This window comes from Pseudomonas sp. FYR_2, assembly GCF_043106425.1.
GTDB lineage: Bacteria > Pseudomonadota > Gammaproteobacteria > Pseudomonadales > Pseudomonadaceae > Aquipseudomonas > Aquipseudomonas monteilii.
In genome coordinates, this window is the sequence record NZ_JBICMM010000018.1 from 207902 (window position 1) to 224342 (window position 16441).

Below are 16441 nucleotides of genomic sequence, written 5' to 3' on the forward strand. Positions count from 1 at the left end.
ACGTTTCGGATGCAGCGCCGTTCTGGCAAGGCTTTACCTGCAATCGGCCTGTTGTTGGCAGAAGAAGAGCGGTTTTGCCCAAATATGGCTGGTTAGTTGACATATGCGGAAGGCTTTACTTGGCGGTGAGCAAGCCGGTCAGGCTTCTCAGATGCTGACCAATCACTCAATTGCGCGATGCACCAGTGGATCCGCTGATGCCATTTTGATAGCTTTCCGCCCATTGCCGCTGTATCCGGACAGGAATTGATGAGCCAGCCACACGAACACAGCACTTTGACCCCGCTCGCGGAGCCGACGGTAGACAAGGTGATCGAAAGCACCCCTCAGGCAGATGCTTCGCCTCAGCCGGCCTCCGAGCAAGGCACGTTGCAGGCCAGTATCGATGCACTGAACCAGAAGCTTGTGGCAAGTACCCTGGCCCGGGTGCAGAAGGAGGGGGCTATCCGCAAGCGCCTTGAACAGCACCAGCAACAACTGGCAGAAGGCAACCTGGCCAGGGAGGGCCTGTCGAGCACGGTGACCACGGCGCTGAAGAAGCTCGCACAGGCGACCAACACCCAGGCAGACCGCGTCGACAGCGTGGAGGCGCGGTTGGCCAGCCTGGCCGAACGACAGTGTGAGTGCGAAAGCCAGCAAGCGCACGGTTGGCCAGCGTATCTGGAGCGTCATGCCGTGTCGTTGGTGGCCTTGGCCGTGGCGGTGTTCACGCTGGGGCTGCACGTGCTTGGTTAATGCACCGCTATAGGCGCGTGCGCTGGCTGCCAGACAGCTGCTCTACCAGAAAGTCCACAAACACCCGCACCCGCGCCGGCATCGCCGAGCCGCCAACGAACACCGCATGAATCGGCTCGCGATCGTCAGGGTTGTACGCCTCCAGCAGCGGTACCAGCTGCCCGCTGGCCAGGTCATCGACCACGGTGAAGGTGCCGATGCGCGCTACGCCGGCCCCCAGCCTGGCCAGTTGTGCCAGGGCTTCACCGCTGCTGCATTCGATATTGCCGGTCACCTTCAGTGAAAACACTTCGCCATTGCGCCGAAACGGCCAGTCGGGTGCGGCGCGGCGAAAGTTGAAGCGCAGGCAGTTGTGCCGGGCCAGGTCCTCTGGCACCAATGGGGTACCGCAGCGTTGCAGGTACTCGGGCGAGGCGACCACTACCTGGCCGGTTTCGCCAATGGCACGCGCACTCAACGAGCTGTCTGGCAGGTGGCCGAAGCGCAGCGCTACGTCGGTCTGGCCGCCGAGAATATCGGCAACCTCGTCGCTTAGGGTCAGGTCGACCAGCACTTGAGGATAGCGCGCGCTGAACGCCGCCAGCAGCGGCACCACGGTCAGGCGGCCATGGCCCAACGCAGCGCTTACCCGCAAGCGGCCGCGGGGCACGCCCTGGTCGGTGATGGCGTCCTCGAGTTCCAGCATGTCGGCCAGCACCCGTCGCGCACCGCGCAGGTAGGCCTCACCCTCGGGTGTGAGGGTGATCGCCCGGGTGGTGCGCAGCAGCAGGCGCGTGCCCAGGCGCTGTTCGGTACGGGCGAGGATGCGGCTGACGGCAGAAGGTGTCAGGCCCAATGCCCGGGCAGCGGCGGACAGGCTGCCTTCTTGCGCCACCCTGGCAAAAATCTCCATCTCTCCGGATCTTCCACTGAAGTCCATTTGTGTCTCGCAGGCAAAGGTGATTCGCAAAAACGCAGTCTAGTGCGTTTTTTAAACAGTTTGTAGCATTTGCGGCATAGATAAGGAGCTTGCCATGCGTATCAATCCACCTCTGGTCGCACTCGCCATCGGTGCCTTCGGCATCGGTGTCACCGAGTTCGCCCCCATGGGCATGTTGCCCAGTATCGCCACCGACCTTGGCGTTTCCATTCCTGCTGCAGGGCTGTTGGTCAGTGCCTATGCCATCGGTGTGCTGATTGGCGCGCCATTGATGACCCTGGCCACGGTGAAGATCCCGCGACGATACCTGTTGATCGGGCTGATGGCCATTTTCACCTTGGGCAACCTGATGTCGGCGCTGGCCAGTGACTACGCCAGCCTGATGGTGGCCCGCGTGGTCACTTCGTTGAACCACGGCGCATTTTTCGGCATCGGCTCGATCGTTGCGGCCAGTGTGGTGCCGCCCGAGAAGCGCGCTGGCGCCGTGGCGGCGATGTTCATGGGCTTGACCCTGGCCACCATCGGCGGGGTGCCTCTGGCGACCTGGTTTGGTGAAATGTTGGGCTGGCGCACAGCGTTCTGGGGTATTGCCGGGCTCGGCCTGGTGGCGATGACCACGCTCTGGTATGCGCTGCCCAATGTCGCATTGCCCAAGGGTGACGGCGCCATGGCAGAAATCCGCGTATTGGGCCGCGGGCCGGTATTGGCGGCCTTGCTGCTGACCGTGGTGGGTTCCAGTGCAATGTTTACCGTGTTCACCTACATCGCGCCAATCCTGCAGAACGAGGCGGCGGCGTCTACCACCTTCGTGACAGTCATGCTGGTGCTGTTCGGGGCTGGCCTGACCCTGGGCAATGTGTGGGGTGGCAAGGCAGCGGACCGTTCGATCGATCGCACCCTGATCCTGTCGTTGGCGGTGCTGATTGCGGTCCTGCTGGTGTTTCCGCTGGTTCTGGCCTGGCCACTGCCGACGGCTTTGGCGGTGCTGGTCTGGGGGGCCGCCAGCTTTGCCCTGGTGCCGCCGTTGCAGATGCGGGTGATGGAAGCGGCCAAGGATGCGCCCAACCTGGCGTCGGCGGTGAACATTGGCGCGTTCAACCTGGGCAATGCGATTGGCGCGGCGCTTGGTGGCGCGGTGATCAATGCAGGGTTGGGTTACCCGGCGATTGCCCTGGCAGGCGCGGCGATGGCGGCGTTGGGCCTGGTGATGGTGCTGCTGTTTGCCTGGCGTGGTCGGATGGTGGCGGGCCAGGTTGCGGTGTAACAAGCCTGTATCGCCGGGGCTGCACGCAGCCCCGGCGTCTTCCTTTTCGCTGTCAGGGCGTGCCGTTGCGACCATGCAGGTGATAGGCCGGGCGCTCGCTCAGGCGTTCGTAGTAATCACGTACGGCCGGCAAGTGCGGGTGCTCGAACGGTGTTTCGAACCAGCGGTTGACCGACAGGCCGACAGGGATGTCGGCCAGGGTGAACTGGCTGCCGGCCACATAGGCACCGGTGCTGGCCAGCTGGCGGTCAAGGATGTGCATGTAACGCGACCACTCGGCGCAGCCGGCGGCGAGCGCCTGTGGGTCCTGGTGGGCGGGCGAATGCCTGACCAGCGACATGAATGCATAGCTCCAGGAGCGGTTCAGGTCCGAGGCCTGCCAGTCGATCCACTGGTCGATCCTGGCCCGTGCCTGCGCCTCGCTCGGGTAGAACGCAGTGGCACCGTAGCGGTTGGCCAGGTAGCGGATGATGCTGTTGGACTCCCACAGCGTAAAGTCGCCATCCTGGATCACCGGGATCATGGCGTTGGGGTTAAGCGCAAGGAACTCGGCACGGTCGGTGGGCTGGAAGCCCGAGCCCCAGTCTTCACGCTCGAACGCGACTTCGAACTCGGCACAGGCCCACAGGACTTTCCGCACGTTGATGGAAGAGGCTCGGCCCAGTATCCGTAGCATGGTATTCGTCCTTGTAGAGGGGGAGTTGATCGTCCGCCACTGCCCAGGGGCTGGTCAAGGGGCAGATCAGCGACCGAGCGCCCCTTCAGCCGGGTTCTTGTAGGCCATTTCCGAAAGTAACCCTTTCCACCCCAATGGCCATTGTGGTCGCACCGGCAGCCCCCTAGTCTCGGCACGCTCTTAACCCCGAGGAATGGACATGGACAACGACACGCCCCAAAACAGCAGCAAGCTCAATGTCGTGAGCGCGGCAAGCCGGTTTGGCAATGCCAATGCCGAACTGGTGCAAATGAAACCTCAGCTGCCATTGCGCACCGCACTGATGGAAGCTTCCAGCATCATGGGTTGCATCACCGAAATCACCCGCAAGGCCATCGACAGGCCAGGTGACCGCAAGGCGATGATGCAAGCCACGTTCTATCTGGCAGGCATGGCCAAGGCACTGATCGATGGCCAGTTGCTGCAGATGCGTCAGGCGCGCGAAGGCGAAGGTGACGCCTAGCCAGGCTTGCCTGGGGGCCACGAACTTGGCAACCTTGGGCGGTTTGAATCGCGTATCACCACAGAAGGAAGCATGCATTGAGCTGGGACAAGGTGGGGAAGCTTCTCGTCGCCGTGCTGATTGGCCTGATGGTCCTGTTGGCCGCCTACGCGCTGCTCAGGGGCAACCCGCGCCTGGAGGCGTCACTGACCTATGCCTACCTCACTTACCCCAGCCAGTTCAGCGAGCGTATCAGCAAGGCCAGCGAACAGCTCAAGTACGAGCAGTTGCAGGGGCGTATCAACAGCATCGACCAGGGCGGGCTGAGCCATGACCAGGTCGAGCGGCTGATCGAAATGGCCCAGGCACCGTATGCCCAGCTGTTCGCCAAACCGTTCGAGGCCGGGTTGGTCGATCACCGTACGGGGTTGCTCATCGAGTTGCTCAACAGTGGCGACGCTCAGGTACGCCAGGTGCGCATTCGCTTGCCAGCCAAAGGGCTGGTGCAAGTGCGCGATGCTGCCGGTAACGACACGCTGCTGGAAAACGCCACCGCGCAGGTAGATATCCCGGCCATCGAGCCTGGTGGCACCTGCAAGGTATGGGTGTATTTCGATGCCGACTTTTCGCAGATCCGCCAAGGCGGGGTCAGCATCAGCCACGCCGACGGTGTGGCCAATGTGCAGGTGTACCACCAGGTTATCGGTTTCCCTGCCACGGTGGCCCGCTACAGCCGTGAGCTGATGGTGTTGCTGGGGGTGTTGGGGCTCAGTGTGTTGGGCCTTGGGTATGCCTGCCTCGCGCGACGTCGCGCGGTTTGACTGCGCCGGTCAATATTCGCCATCGTGCAGCGCCAGGCTCTGGCGCAACTGTTCCAGCATGGCCACGCGCAGCACGTGGGGCGCATGCACCCGGATCGAACCGGCTTGGGACAGCAGCCAGGTCATCAGCGCGCGGTTGTCGTCGACGCTCGCCTGTAGCGTGGCACCGCCATTTTCTTGTGGCGTCAGTTGCATATCCGTAGACATTGGCTGCGCTTCCAGGCGCCGGGCCAGTACGTCATCGACCCAGGCGTGCAGTTCAATGCGCTGCGGCGAGACAAGTACGTCGGGCTGCAACTGTTGTGCTTCGTTCAGGTCCAGGCCCGGTTGCCAGTACCAGCCGTAAGGTATGCCTTTGCTGTTGCATTGCAGTGGGAACAGCGCAGCGAGCTCGACCAGGTCGCGCTCAACAGTGCGTTTGCTGGTGGTATGCCCCACGGTCTTCAGGGCGGCCTGCAACTGGGTGGAGCTCATTCCCGGGTGGCGGCCGGGCAACAACTTGAGGAGCTGCCACTGGCGGGCGATGGTGTGGCGGGTGGGGTGGCTGGGCAAAGGGCTCGTCCTTGAAGCAGGCGCCAAACCTGTCGTGTGATGGCGTATGGCTATTGCCTCAGCATACCCTTTTGCTGAATGGGATCCAAGTTTTCGGTCGAGGCATTCAGTGTCTCTGGATGACCTATAAGCTAGATTTTCTGCCTTCGGCATTAAAGGAGTGGAGCAAGCTTGGCCACACTGTGCGTGAGCAGATCAAGAAAAAACTCGGCGAGCGTTTACAATCGCCGAAGGTACAGGCCGATGCGCTGCGTGACTTGCCGAACCACTACACAATCAAGCTCAGGGCCTCCGGGTATCGCCTAGTGTATCGGGTTGAGGACGAGCGAATCGTTGTCGTAGTGGTTTCGGTTGGTAAGCGCGAGCGCAGTGGGGTCTACCCTGCGGCTCAAAGCGTTAGATGATGGCACGCTGGTGCATTCACAATATGCTCAGCGCCCGCCATACACACTACACCCCACCCCGCCGCACATGCTGCACCAGCACCTTCTCCAGCAACTCCCACATCGCCGGCTCCGTGCTGAACGCCACATTGAACCGCATCCACCCGGTCGCCTTGGCATCCACCATGAACAACTGCCCAGGCCCAAGCATGATGCCTTTCTCAAGCGCATCATCCAGCAGCGCCGCGCTGTCCGGAATGGCCGGGTGGCGGGTCCAGATGTACATGCCTTCATCCGATTCGATGAACAGTTCAAAGCCCAATCGATGCAAATGCCGGCCAACTTCCTGATGCGCCTCGGCCAGGCGTTGGCGCAGGCGCTTGAGGTGTTTGCGCCAACGACCGTCGATGATCGCGGCGTACACCACGCGCTCCATCACCTGTGAGGTGGTCAGGCCCGAACGCATTTTCAGGTGCAACAGTTTCTGCATCAGCTCGGGGTTGGCCAGCATGTAGCCGACCCGCACGTTGGGCGAAATGCTCTTGGAGTAGCTGCCCACGTACACCACCTGCTGCAGGTGGTCGAGGCTGGCCAGGCAGGGCTGCGGTTCGGCGACCATGTCGGCGTACAGGTTGTTTTCCACCAGGCGGAAGCCGTGCTGGCTGGCCAGTTGCAACAGGCGGTGCAACTGCGGCAGCGGGGTGCGGGAGCAGGTGGGGCTGTGCAGGTGCGGCTGGGTGAAGAACGCGGTCGGACGGTGGTGGGTGAGCAAGTGCTCCAGCTGGTTCAGGTCGTAACCGGCCGGGGTGCGTGGCACGCCGACCAGGGTGGCGCCCTGCGTGCGCAGAATGCTCATCAGGTTGGGGTAGCCAGGGTCGTCCACCAGCACCACATCGCCTGGGCGCACCAGCGTGCGGGCGGCCAGGTCCAGGGCCTGGCTGGCGCCGTGGGTGAGCATCAGTTGCGCAGGGTTGGCGACGATCGACAGCTCTTGCTGCAGGTTCTGCGCGGTCAGTGCACGCAGCTCCATCAGGCCCATGGGGTCGCCGTAGCCGGATAATTCCAGCGGGCTGCCGGCCACCTGACGCAGGCCGCGACGCAAGCCGTCTTCGTACATCCAGTCGTTGGGCAGCCACCCGCACCCCGGTTTGTACGGCAACTGGCGGATCTCGAAGATCTGCTGCAGGTACCACTCGGAGTTGAACGTTGGTCGACTGGTATCAGCCTCGGCGTTGTGCGTGTCCAGTAGTTCGCCCGCCGCACGGTTTACGAAGAACCCCGCATTGCCACGGCTTACCAGCAGCCCTTGGGCGACCAGGCGGTCGTAGGCCTCGACCACGGTGAAGGTGCTCACCGAATAGCTCGCGGCAAAGGCGCGGATCGACGGCACCTTGGCGCCTGGCTTGAGGGTCTGGTTGTCGATCAGCTCGCGCAACCCGTCAATGATCTGGTTGACCAGCGGGGTTGAGGAGTCTGGATGTAATTCGAACATTCGGGGCCTTCAGGGTGCGTATCGCCTGGCGTTTGCAGGGTGTACTGCATGGGCGACCTGTACAGTGCAGTGCGAGTTTCATGCCACTGTGCATGGCTCTCTGCGTCGGACATTTTTACATTAGGTGTCGGATATCGCCACATAAAGCATGTTCAGTTCGCTCCAGGCAGCCGCCCTGGGGCGCGTCAGCAGGCCGCCATGGAAGGCCTGCGTGTGTTCGTTCACACCTTCCTGCCCGCATTAGCACTGATGTACAGGTGAAACCGCCAGCCATCGGGGTTTCACGGTTTTCCTTGGATAAAAAGAAGCACGGGGTACACAACTGATGGACGCAACATCCACAACCACCACCGCGAAAAGCGGGCACGAGAGCAAGCTCAGTGCCTCGCTGAAGTCGCGCCACCTGACGATGATGTCCATCGCTGGGGTTATTGGCGGCGCCTTGTTCGTCGGTTCCGGCAGCGTGATCCACAGCGCCGGCCCAGCCGCTGTCCTGGCCTACCTGGCGGGCGGCATCCTGGTGGTACTGATCATGCGCATGCTGGGTGAAATGGCGACTTCCTCGCCAGACACCGGCTCGTTCTCCACCTACGCCGATCGCGCCATCGGCCGCTGGGCCGGTTTCACCATCGGCTGGCTGTACTGGTGGTACTGGGTCATCCTCATGGCCTGGGAAGCCTATGTGGCGGGCAAGATCCTGCATGGCTTCTTCCCCGACGTCAGCGTCAACGTGTTCGTGCTGGCCACGACCCTGTTGCTGATCACCGTCAACTTCTTCAACGTCAAACACTACGGTGAGTTCGAGTTCTGGTTCGCCTTGATCAAGGTGATCGCGATCGTCTGCTTCCTGATCGTGTGTACCGCTGCCGTGCTGAACGTCTGGCAGTTCGGCGAAGTGCGTGGCATCAGCCACCTTACCGCCGAAGGCTTCATGCCCAATGGCATCACCACCGTGATCGGTGCCTTGCTCGGGGTGATGTTTGCCTTCCTGGGGGCTGAAATCGTTACCATCGCTGCCTCCGAAGCCAAAGACCCGGCCGCGCAGATCGTCAAGTCCACCAACTCGGTGGTATGGCGTGTGTGCCTGTTCTACGTGGGTTCGATCTTCCTGATCGTCTGCCTGGTACCGTGGAACGACCCGCACCTGGGCGTTTCCGGCTATGGCGCCTACCGCCGTACCCTGGAACTGCTGGGCGTGCCGTATGCCGAGCTGCTGATGAACTTCGTGGTGCTGACCTCGGTGAGCAGCTGCCTGATCTCCGGCCACTACACCGCTTCGCGCATGCTGTTCTCCCTGGCTCAGCGTGGCGATGCGCCGTCGTTCTTCAAGATTACCCGCGCCGGCACCGGTGTACCGGTATACGCGATCATGGGTTCGTGCGCCGTGGCCGTGGTGTGTGCGCTGATCAACTTCAGCGAGACACTGCGCCCGAAAGACGTACTGGAAACCCTGATGAACACCACCGGCATGATCGCCCTGTTGGTGTACCTGGTCATCGCCTTCTCGCAGCTGCGCATGCGCCGCAAGCTGATTGCCGAAGGCAAGGAAGTGCGCCTGAAGATGTGGCTGTTCCCGTGGCTGACCTACCTGGTGATCGCGTTCATCGTGGCAGCCCTGGTGACCATGGCCTTCATGCCTGACTACCAGATCCTGGTGATCTCCACCGGTATCGCTGCGGCGATCGTAGTGGCGATGGGTGTGGTGCACCAGATCCGTTCTGGCAGCAAGCAGCACTAAGCGTCACTCGCTTTTCGAAACGGCCGGCTCCCCTGGGGACCCGGCCGTTTCGCGTTGCTGGGCCTGGGCTTTTTCTGCGGGCATGTGGAAGCGCTGGTTCATCCAGGGCGAGCCGAGCAGGGCGGCGGCGGCAATCAGGGCCAGGATGGCGAGGGCGATGTAGGTTTTCATGGGTGTGCGCATAAATGGACTGACTTCAAGCATAGGTGGTCAGTTCCGGCCTCATCGCCGGCAAGCCAGCTCCCACAGATACTGCACCAACATCAGGCTCTGCGCCGTACCTGTGGAAGCTGGCTTGCCGGCGATAGGGCTCCTACAGTCGGCAGATGGCATATGCTAGACACATCGCCCGCCCAAGGAGCCCGACATGGCTTGGTCCGCCACCCAGTATTCCCTGTTCGAAGATGAACGTACCCGCGCTGTGCGCGACCTGCTTGCTGCCATCCCGACTCCGCCGCGTCCGGTGCGCCACGCTACCGACCTGGGCTGCGGCCCGGGCAACTCCACCGAAGTGCTGCTGCAACGTTACCCCGATGCCCAGGTAACCGCCCTGGACAGCGACCCGGACATGATCGACAAGGCCCGTGAGCGCAAACGGTTGTGCATCCCCCGGGTACGCACGGCCGTCGCGGACATTGCCGGCTGGTCCGCCCCGGAACCGCAAGACCTGATCCTGGCCAATGCCTCGCTGCAGTGGGTACCCGACCACGCTTCGCTGTACCCGCACCTGGTGCGCCAGCTGAGCGAAGGCGCCAGCCTGGCCGTGCAGACCCCGGACAACCTTGACGAACCGGCACACCGGCAATTGCGCGAGATTGCCAGCCAAGGCCCCTGGGCGGCGAAGTTCGCCGATTTCCAGCTGCCACCACGGCACAGCGCAGCGTTCTACTACGACCTGCTCAGCCCACTGTGCGCGAGGGTGGATGTGTGGCGCACCACCTATCACCACCCGCTGCCGGGTGGCGCCGAAGCGGTGGTGGAGTGGTTCAAGGGTTCGGCCCTGCGGCCTTATCTGGCCAGGCTTGATGAACAGGAGCAGGCCGACTTCCTGCAGATGTACCTGCAGGCCATGCAGCGAGACTACCCACCGGCCACCGATGGCAAGGTACTGTTGCCGTTCCCGCGGTTGTTCGTGATCGCTACCCGCTAGGGTGGCGCCAGCGCCAGGCCACGTAACTGTAGACGCCGAGGTTGAGCAGCAGCACAACGCAACCCAGCAGCAGCTGGATGTGCGGCGTCAGCCCGGCGGGGTAGATCAGTGGCCAGATATAGTGCTCGACGAAACCGCCTTGGTAGCCGGCGTCACCGGCCGCGCTACGCATGCGGTTTTCCCAGGTGGTGAGCGGGCAGCCCAGGTGCAGACATTCCACCGCAAGGCCCCAGGCCAGGGCTGGCAAATGGACGAGCAGGGCGGGGCGCCACGTGAGCACCAGCAGGCCGCCGAACAGCACCAGCAGGATGAAGGCCAGGTGCAGCAGGACCAGGGTGTCGGCGGCAAGGCGGTAAAGCATGGGTGATGAATTCGTGGTAAGAGATTAGAGGTTATCCCAGCATAGTTGGGTTCCCCGTGCTGGCCTCTTCGCGGGCTTACATCCCTTCCTCGACCATCTGCAAAAAGGTCGCCACGACCCGTCGCGTGCGCTGCTCGCTCAGGCAAACCAACGTCTCGGTCAAATGCCGCTGGCAGTCCACAATCGGCAGCGCACACACCCGCGCATCGGCGCCAAACTCCGCCGCCGACACTACCCCCACGCCAATCCCCACCACCACCGCTTCCCGCGCCGCCTCGCGGCCTTCCACCTGGATCGCCGGGCGAATCCGCAGCCCGGCCCGCTGCATTTCTTCTTCCAGGGTCTGGCGCGTCACCGAGCCAGGCTCGCGCAGCACCAGCGGTGTGTCGTCCAGGTCGGCCAGGCTGATCGAACCACGGCTGGCCCACGGGTGGTGGTGGGAAACGAACGCCACCATCGGGTCGCGGCGCAGGGGCAGGCAATGCAGCCGCTCATCGTCCACATCCCGGCCCAGCAGCGCCAGGTCGGCCTGGTAGCTGAACAGCCGGGCCAGTGACTCATCGGTGTTGCCGGTCTCGATTTTCACCTGGATGCCCGGGTAGCGCTGGCAGAAGCGAGCGATCTGCGGCAGCACGTGCACCGGCGCATCCACCGCCAGCACCAGGCTGCCGGTGTGCAGGGCACGCGAATCCTGCAGCAGGTCATGGGCTTCGGCTTCGCAGGCGAACAGGCGCTGGCTGATGCCCAGCAAGCGCTCACCGAGGTCGGTCAACTGCACCGAACGCTTGTTGCGGTGGAACAGCAAAACGCCGAAGCGTTCCTCCAGCTTGCGCACCTGGTCCGACACCGCAGGCTGGGTAAGAAACAGCTTTTCTGCCGCGCGGGTAAAGCTGCCGTGCACGGCCACCGCATGGAAGGCCTTCAGTTGTGCGTGGGAAACCGACATGACCACCTCAGTAACAAGCTGAGCTTATGTGTGAAATACGATAAATCGATTTTATTTATCTTAGCGCAACTGTTTCCATGCATGTCAGCCCGACGCTGGCACCACGAATGCCGCCAGGGCCATGGTGCCCACACGGTGCCATCTGACCCGATGACAGCCTCGTCATCGCTGTGCGTAACACAAGAACAAGACAGGCGTTTCTTCACATTCTGCCGGCACACTTGAGAAAGAGGTCAGACGTACATGAATCAATCACTAGCCGCGTTCAAACGCTGGCGCATCCAGATTTTCGCCATCACCTGGCTGGCCTACGCCGCCTTCTACTTCACCCGTAAAGCCTTCTCGGTGGCCAAGCTGGGCATCGCCGAAGACCCCAACTTCATGCTCGACAAGGCCGCCATGGCCAATCTCGACGCCATCTACCTCGCCGCTTACGCCGTGGGCCAGTTCACCTGGGGCATGCTCGCCGACCGCTTTGGCCCGCGTGTGGTGGTGCTGGGCGGGTTGCTGATTTCCGCCGTGGCGGCGGTGGTGATGGGCAGCTACGCCACCTTCCCGATCTTTGCCACCTGCATGCTGGTGCAAGGCCTGGCGCAATCCACCGGTTGGGCCGGGTTGTGCAAGAACATCGGCAGCTTCTTCCCGGCTTCGCAGCGCGGGCGGGTACTGGGTTTGTGGAGTTCCTGCTATGCCTTCGGCGGCCTGGTGGCTTCGCCGTTCGCGGGTTGGTGGGCCTACACACTGGTCGGCACCTGGCACGCGGCGTTCTTCTCCAGTGCCGCCGTGGTGGCGCTGGTGGCCGTGCTGTTCTTCATCCTGCAGCGCAACAAACCTGAAGATGTCGGCCTGCCGGCGGTAGAGCCCGAGCCGCAGAGCATGGCCCCGGCCGGCAACCTGTGCAGTGTGTGGGCGCCGCTGAAAGAGATCCTGCGCAACCGCACCGTGCTGACGCTAGGCCTGGCGTACTTCCTGCTCAAACCTGCGCGCTACGCCATCCTGCTGTGGGGGCCGGTAATCGTTTTCGAGCAGATGCCTTCGGTGGGCAAGGTGGGTGCGGCAATCATCCCGACCGCCTTTGAACTGGCCGGGCTGCTGGGCCCGATTATCATTGGCCTGGCCTCCGACAAACTGTTCGGCGCCCGCCGCATGCCGGCTTGCGTGATCAGCCTGGTGTTGCTGACGGTGACCCTGGCGGCCTTCATGGCGGCCATGCACACCGGCAGCGTGATGCTGGTGGTGGCGTTGCTGTTCGTCATGGGCCTGACCCTGTACGGGCCAGATTCGATGATCAGCGGCGCGGCGGCCATCGACTTCGGTACTGCCAAGGCCGGTGCGACAGCCGCGGGCTTCGTCAACGGCTGTGGCTCGGTGGGGGCGGTGCTGGGTGGGCTCCTGCCGGGGTACTTCGATGGTGTCACGGTGTTCATCGTGTTCGCCGGCTGCGCGCTGTTCTCGGCGTTGGTGCTGCTGCCGCACTGGAACAGCCGCCCGGCCAGCACCCCGCAAAGCGCTGACGTGGCACCGAATACCAGCATGGCAATCAAGCCACTGCGTACCTAAAGGAAAGCAAGCGAATGAGACCCTTCTGGCTGCAACAGGCCCTGGATTCGGCGCAGGAGGCGGTGTGCCCACCGCTGCAGGGCGATACCCGTTGCGATGTGTGCATCGTCGGCGGCGGCTACACCGGCCTGTGGACAGCACTGATGCTCAAGGAAGCGGTGCCGGCGCTGGATGTCGTGCTGATCGAAGCCGATATCTGCGGCGCCGGCGCCAGTGGCCGCAACGGCGGTTGCACATTGTCCTGGTCGGCCAAGTACTTCACCCTCGAACGCCTGTTCGGGGTGGCCGAGGCGGTACGCCTGGTGCGCGAGTCGGAGCGCAGCATCGGTGATATCGGTACGTTCTGCGCGGCCAATGGCATCGACTGCGACTACCGCCTGGATGGCACGTTGTACACCGCCACCAACGCCGCTCAGGTCGGCGCCACCGATGCAGTGATCGCGGCGCTGGAGCAGAAGGGCATCAACTCGTTTCGCCGCCTGCCGCTGGACCTAGTCCAGCGTCTGGCGGGTTCGGCAAGGCACCTGGAGGGCTGGTTCTCGCCAGCTGCCGCCACGGTGCAGCCGGGCAAGCTGGTGCGTGGCCTGCGCCGGGTGGCGTTACAGCGCGGCGTGCGCATTCATGAAGGCACGGCCATGAGTGGCCTGGAGCACGGCGCCCCGGTGCAGGTGCGCACGGCCCATGGCACGGTGCGCGCCGACCGCGTGGTGTTGGGCCTCAATGCCTGGATGGCGCGGGCTTTCCCGCAGTTCGAGCGCAGCGTGGCGATCGTTTCCAGTGACATGGTAATCACCGAGCCGTGCCCCGAGCTGCTGCGCGAGATCGGCCTGGACAGCGGCATCAGCGTGCTCGACTCGCGCATTTTCGTGCACTACTACCACAACACCTCCGATGGACGGCTGATGCTTGGCAAAGGCGGCAATACCTTTGCCTATGGTGGGCGCATGCTGCCGGTGTTCGACCAGCCGTCGCCATACCGGCCGCTGCTGCGCGAAAGCCTGGGCGGGTTTTTCCCGGCCTTGGCCGAAGTGCCGCTGGCGGCCAGCTGGAACGGGCCGTCGGACCGCTCGGTGACCGGCTTGCCGTTTTTTGGCCGGCTGGACGGGCAGGGCAACGTTTTCTATGGCTTTGGCTATTCGGGCAGTGGTGTGGGGCCTTGCCATATGGGCGGGCAGATTCTGTCGTCGCTGGCGCTGGGGCTCGACAACCCTTGGACCCGTTCGCCGCTGGTCAAGGGGCCGCTGGGGCTGTTCCCGCCCGAGCCTGTGCGCTACCTGGGTTCGCTGATGGTGCGCAATGCCATCCGCCGCAAGGAGCGCGCCGAAGACCTCGGCATGCGGCCGCGACGGCTGGATGTGCGCCTGGCGCGGTTTGCCGCGGCAGCAGGAAAGGCCGATAAAGGCTGATGAGATTTCTTGTCGATCCCATGCGTGAGGGCGTATAAAATGCACCCACTTTTGGCCGGTCGCTTCCTGAACCGGCCGCTGAAACAAGAGAGTCGACATGGGCGCACAGTGGAAAGCCAAACATAGAGAAACAGCGGCCAATGCCAAAGGCAAGGTCATGGGCAAGCTGTCCAAGGAAATCCAGATCGCGGCCAAGTCGGGCGCCGATCCTGATATGAACCCGCGCCTGCGCCTGGCCATCGTGCAAGCCAAAAAGGCCTCGATGACCCGCGAGACGCTGGAGCGTGCGATTCGCAAGGGCGCGGGCCTGGACGGTGATGCCGTGCAGTACCACGCCGTCAGCTACGAAGGCTTTGCACCGCACCAGGTGCCACTGATCGTCGAGTGCCTGACCGACAACGTCAACCGTACCGTCGCGCAAATCCGCGTACTGTTCCGCAAGGGCCAGCTGGGTGCCAGTGGTTCTGTGGCCTGGGACTTCAACCATGTCGGTCTGATCGAAGCCACTCCGGAAGGCGACGCCGACCCGGAAATGGCAGCCATCGAAGCCGGCGCCCAGGATTTCGAGGAAGGTGAAGAAGAGGGTTCGACCTTGTTCATTACCGACACCACCGACCTGGACGCGGTACAGAAGGCCCTCCCGGAACATGGCTTCACCGTGACCTCGGCGAAGATTGGCTACACCCCGAAAAACCCGGTGAGTGCGGCCAGCCTGAGCGCTGAAGCACTGGCTGAGGTTGAAGCGTTCCTTGAAGCGATCGACGAGAACGATGACGTGCAGAACGTGTACGTTGGTCTGACCGCTTAAAAAGCCGGGGCCGCGTTGCGGCCCTTCGCGGCGGTTCGGCGCACCGACTTGCCCGCTCCCACAGGTTCACCGCAGCTTTCAATACAGCGATGAATCTGTGGGAGCGGGCGAGCCCGCGAATAGGCCCTTGAATGCCACCGCAGGGAGCCTGCATGAACCCCACCTTCGCCTCCCTCAGCCTCGCCCACCTGCGCACCCTCGACCACCTGCTACAGCTGAAAAACCTCAGCCACGCCGCCGAGCGCCTGGGCGTCAGCCAGTCGGCCCTGAGCCGCCAGCTGGCCCACCTGCGCGAAGCTTTCGACGATCCGCTGCTGGTACGCCAGGGCCGTGGCTACGTATTGAGCGAACACGCCGAAGCCCTTGTCGAACCCCTGCGCCAGGTTCTCGAAGAACTACAGGCTCTGCGTCAGCCCGCGGTGTTCGACCCGGCACGCTGCGAGCGGCGTTTCTGTCTGGCTGCTTCGGACTACGTGGCCGAGCACATGCTGCCGCTGCTGGTGGCCGCGCTGGAGCGTGAAGCACCGGGCGTATCGCTGGAGTACCGTACCTGGCAGGCCGGCCAGTACGCCTTGCTGGCCAGCGGCGAGATTGACCTGGCCACCACCCTGTTCGACGAGTCGCCGCCCAACCTGCACGGGCGTCTGCTGGGCGAGGACCGCGCCGTGTGCCTGATGCGTCACGACCACCCGCTAGCTGCCCATGCCGCACTCAGTCAGGCCGATTACCTGGCGCACAAGCACGTACGTATTTCCGGCGGTGGCGACAAGGACAGCTTCATCGACCGCCACCTGCGCGTCCAGGGCTTGCAGCGGCGGGTCAGCCTGGAAGTGCCGTTTTTCTCCGCCACTGTGCAGGTGATCGCCAACAGCCAGGCCGTGGCAACCGTACCCGAGCACATTGCCCGGCAACTGTGCCGCTTGCATGATCTGGCCTGGCGGCCGCTGGGTTTCATCGACCACAGCCAGCGTTACTGGGTAGTGTGGCACCAGCGCCTGCAGGCCTCGGCCGAGCACCGTTGGTTGCGCAACCGGGTGTTCGAGCTGTGGCGACAGTCGCAGTTTGGCGTGCAGGGTGGGCATGCGGGTTTGCCATAGCAGGTATGCGCAAGGCGGGGTTATTCGCTTTGGCACAGGTACCTAGACTGGG

The 16441-nt window shown here is 63.3% G+C and carries 18 protein-coding genes; 11 read left to right on the forward strand and 7 right to left on the reverse strand.

Annotated features, from left to right (window positions below; genetic code table 11):
* The first annotated feature begins 249 nt into the window (after positions 1–249).
* Positions 250–735 (forward strand): hypothetical protein, encoded by a 486-nt coding sequence (locus ACF8R4_RS08585; RefSeq protein WP_392492196.1) that lies wholly within the window; start codon positions 250–252, stop codon positions 733–735.
* 7 nt (positions 736–742) lie between these two features.
* Here the strand turns inward: ACF8R4_RS08585 and ACF8R4_RS08590 are convergent, their stop codons facing one another.
* A complete protein-coding gene (locus ACF8R4_RS08590) occupies positions 743–1654 on the reverse strand; it encodes a LysR family transcriptional regulator (protein ID WP_060497250.1) in 912 nt (303 codons plus the stop codon).
* Positions 1655–1748: 94 nt separating this feature from the next.
* Here ACF8R4_RS08590 and ACF8R4_RS08595 point away from each other — a divergent pair, with 94 nt between their 5' ends.
* On the forward strand, positions 1749–2918 hold the full coding sequence (locus ACF8R4_RS08595) for an MFS transporter (RefSeq protein ID WP_060497249.1): 1170 nt from the start codon (positions 1749–1751) through the stop codon (positions 2916–2918).
* Positions 2919–2970: 52 nt separating this feature from the next.
* On the opposite strand, the gene ACF8R4_RS08600 is transcribed toward ACF8R4_RS08595, so the two are convergent.
* On the reverse strand, positions 2971–3594 hold the full coding sequence (locus tag ACF8R4_RS08600) for a glutathione S-transferase family protein (protein ID WP_019097826.1): 624 nt from the start codon (positions 3592–3594) through the stop codon (positions 2971–2973).
* Positions 3595–3793: 199 nt separating this feature from the next.
* Here ACF8R4_RS08600 and ACF8R4_RS08605 point away from each other — a divergent pair, with 199 nt between their 5' ends.
* Together ACF8R4_RS08605 and ACF8R4_RS08610 are read left to right on the forward strand one after the other, a co-directional pair.
* Positions 3794–4096: a DUF3077 domain-containing protein gene (locus tag ACF8R4_RS08605; RefSeq protein ID WP_060497247.1), complete on the forward strand. Its 303-nt coding sequence runs from the start codon at positions 3794–3796 to the stop codon at positions 4094–4096.
* Between the two features lie 77 nt (positions 4097–4173).
* Positions 4174–4896 (forward strand): hypothetical protein, encoded by a 723-nt coding sequence (locus ACF8R4_RS08610; RefSeq protein ID WP_060497246.1) that lies wholly within the window; start codon positions 4174–4176, stop codon positions 4894–4896.
* Positions 4897–4905: 9 nt separating this feature from the next.
* Here the strand turns inward: ACF8R4_RS08610 and ACF8R4_RS08615 are convergent, their stop codons facing one another.
* Positions 4906–5448 (reverse strand): WYL domain-containing protein, encoded by a 543-nt coding sequence (locus ACF8R4_RS08615; protein ID WP_392492200.1) that lies wholly within the window; start codon positions 5446–5448, stop codon positions 4906–4908.
* A 119-nt stretch (positions 5449–5567) separates the two neighbouring features.
* Here ACF8R4_RS08615 and ACF8R4_RS08620 point away from each other — a divergent pair, with 119 nt between their 5' ends.
* Positions 5568–5852, forward strand: a complete 285-nt coding sequence (locus ACF8R4_RS08620) for a type II toxin-antitoxin system RelE/ParE family toxin (RefSeq protein WP_025752732.1) — start codon at positions 5568–5570, stop codon at positions 5850–5852.
* 46 nt (positions 5853–5898) lie between these two features.
* Here the strand turns inward: ACF8R4_RS08620 and ACF8R4_RS08625 are convergent, their stop codons facing one another.
* Complete coding sequence (locus ACF8R4_RS08625) at positions 5899–7323, reverse strand: PLP-dependent aminotransferase family protein (protein ID WP_200928446.1); 1425 nt, start codon at positions 7321–7323, stop codon at positions 5899–5901.
* 325 nt (positions 7324–7648) lie between these two features.
* Here ACF8R4_RS08625 and ACF8R4_RS08630 point away from each other — a divergent pair, with 325 nt between their 5' ends.
* Positions 7649–9061 carry an amino acid permease gene (locus ACF8R4_RS08630; RefSeq protein ID WP_392492205.1) on the forward strand — a complete coding sequence of 471 codons (1413 nt, stop codon included), beginning with the start codon at positions 7649–7651 and terminating at the stop codon, positions 9059–9061.
* A 3-nt stretch (positions 9062–9064) separates the two neighbouring features.
* Here ACF8R4_RS08630 and ACF8R4_RS08635 read toward each other — a convergent pair whose 3' ends face one another.
* Positions 9065–9244 (reverse strand): hypothetical protein, encoded by a 180-nt coding sequence (locus ACF8R4_RS08635; protein ID WP_025752729.1) that lies wholly within the window; start codon positions 9242–9244, stop codon positions 9065–9067.
* 184 nt (positions 9245–9428) lie between these two features.
* On the opposite strand from ACF8R4_RS08635, the gene tam reads away from it, so the two are divergent.
* A complete protein-coding gene (tam, locus tag ACF8R4_RS08640) occupies positions 9429–10211 on the forward strand; it encodes a trans-aconitate 2-methyltransferase (RefSeq protein ID WP_019097818.1) in 783 nt (260 codons plus the stop codon).
* On the opposite strand, the gene ACF8R4_RS08645 is transcribed toward tam, so the two are convergent.
* Positions 10201–10572: a DUF2784 domain-containing protein gene (locus ACF8R4_RS08645; RefSeq protein ID WP_019097817.1), complete on the reverse strand. Its 372-nt coding sequence runs from the start codon at positions 10570–10572 to the stop codon at positions 10201–10203. The two genes, tam and ACF8R4_RS08645, sit on opposite strands and share 11 nt — an antisense overlap.
* 76 nt (positions 10573–10648) lie before the next feature.
* A complete protein-coding gene (locus ACF8R4_RS08650) occupies positions 10649–11518 on the reverse strand; it encodes a LysR substrate-binding domain-containing protein (RefSeq protein ID WP_025752728.1) in 870 nt (289 codons plus the stop codon).
* 243 nt (positions 11519–11761) lie between these two features.
* On the opposite strand from ACF8R4_RS08650, the gene ACF8R4_RS08655 reads away from it, so the two are divergent.
* The 4 genes from ACF8R4_RS08655 (at position 11762) to ACF8R4_RS08670 (ending at position 16389) form a co-directional block, all read left to right on the forward strand.
* Positions 11762–13078 (forward strand): MFS transporter, encoded by a 1317-nt coding sequence (locus tag ACF8R4_RS08655; protein ID WP_019097816.1) that lies wholly within the window; start codon positions 11762–11764, stop codon positions 13076–13078.
* A 14-nt stretch (positions 13079–13092) separates the two neighbouring features.
* Entirely contained in the window at positions 13093–14484 is a 1392-nt protein-coding gene (locus tag ACF8R4_RS08660) for an FAD-dependent oxidoreductase (protein WP_392492208.1), read from the forward strand.
* 97 nt (positions 14485–14581) lie between these two features.
* Positions 14582–15292: a YebC/PmpR family DNA-binding transcriptional regulator gene (locus ACF8R4_RS08665; protein WP_060497239.1), complete on the forward strand. Its 711-nt coding sequence runs from the start codon at positions 14582–14584 to the stop codon at positions 15290–15292.
* Positions 15293–15444: 152 nt separating this feature from the next.
* Positions 15445–16389, forward strand: a complete 945-nt coding sequence (locus ACF8R4_RS08670; RefSeq protein ID WP_060497238.1) for a LysR family transcriptional regulator — start codon at positions 15445–15447, stop codon at positions 16387–16389.
* Positions 16390–16441 lie beyond the last annotated feature (52 nt).

Excerpts from the sequence above, each read along its gene's own strand:
- ACF8R4_RS08645 (WP_019097817.1), bottom strand. The coding sequence starts at position 10,572 with ATGCTTTACCGCCTTGCCGCCGACACCCTGGTCCTGCTGCACCTGGCC.
- ACF8R4_RS08630 (WP_392492205.1), top strand. The coding sequence starts at position 7,649 with ATGGACGCAACATCCACAACCACCACCGCGAAAAGCGGGCACGAGAGC.
- ACF8R4_RS08635 (WP_025752729.1), bottom strand. The coding sequence starts at position 9,244 with ATGCGCACACCCATGAAAACCTACATCGCCCTCGCCATCCTGGCCCTG.
- ACF8R4_RS08650 (WP_025752728.1), bottom strand. The coding sequence starts at position 11,518 with ATGTCGGTTTCCCACGCACAACTGAAGGCCTTCCATGCGGTGGCCGTG.
- ACF8R4_RS08585 (WP_392492196.1), top strand. The coding sequence starts at position 250 with ATGAGCCAGCCACACGAACACAGCACTTTGACCCCGCTCGCGGAGCCG.
- tam (WP_019097818.1), top strand. The coding sequence starts at position 9,429 with ATGGCTTGGTCCGCCACCCAGTATTCCCTGTTCGAAGATGAACGTACC.
- ACF8R4_RS08660 (WP_392492208.1), top strand. The coding sequence starts at position 13,093 with ATGAGACCCTTCTGGCTGCAACAGGCCCTGGATTCGGCGCAGGAGGCG.
- ACF8R4_RS08595 (WP_060497249.1), top strand. The coding sequence starts at position 1,749 with ATGCGTATCAATCCACCTCTGGTCGCACTCGCCATCGGTGCCTTCGGC.
- ACF8R4_RS08670 (WP_060497238.1), top strand. The coding sequence starts at position 15,445 with ATGAACCCCACCTTCGCCTCCCTCAGCCTCGCCCACCTGCGCACCCTC.
- ACF8R4_RS08590 (WP_060497250.1), bottom strand. The coding sequence starts at position 1,654 with ATGGACTTCAGTGGAAGATCCGGAGAGATGGAGATTTTTGCCAGGGTG.
- ACF8R4_RS08655 (WP_019097816.1), top strand. The coding sequence starts at position 11,762 with ATGAATCAATCACTAGCCGCGTTCAAACGCTGGCGCATCCAGATTTTC.
- ACF8R4_RS08625 (WP_200928446.1), bottom strand. The coding sequence starts at position 7,323 with ATGTTCGAATTACATCCAGACTCCTCAACCCCGCTGGTCAACCAGATC.
- ACF8R4_RS08600 (WP_019097826.1), bottom strand. The coding sequence starts at position 3,594 with ATGCTACGGATACTGGGCCGAGCCTCTTCCATCAACGTGCGGAAAGTC.
- ACF8R4_RS08620 (WP_025752732.1), top strand. The coding sequence starts at position 5,568 with ATGACCTATAAGCTAGATTTTCTGCCTTCGGCATTAAAGGAGTGGAGC.
- ACF8R4_RS08665 (WP_060497239.1), top strand. The coding sequence starts at position 14,582 with ATGGGCGCACAGTGGAAAGCCAAACATAGAGAAACAGCGGCCAATGCC.
- ACF8R4_RS08605 (WP_060497247.1), top strand. The coding sequence starts at position 3,794 with ATGGACAACGACACGCCCCAAAACAGCAGCAAGCTCAATGTCGTGAGC.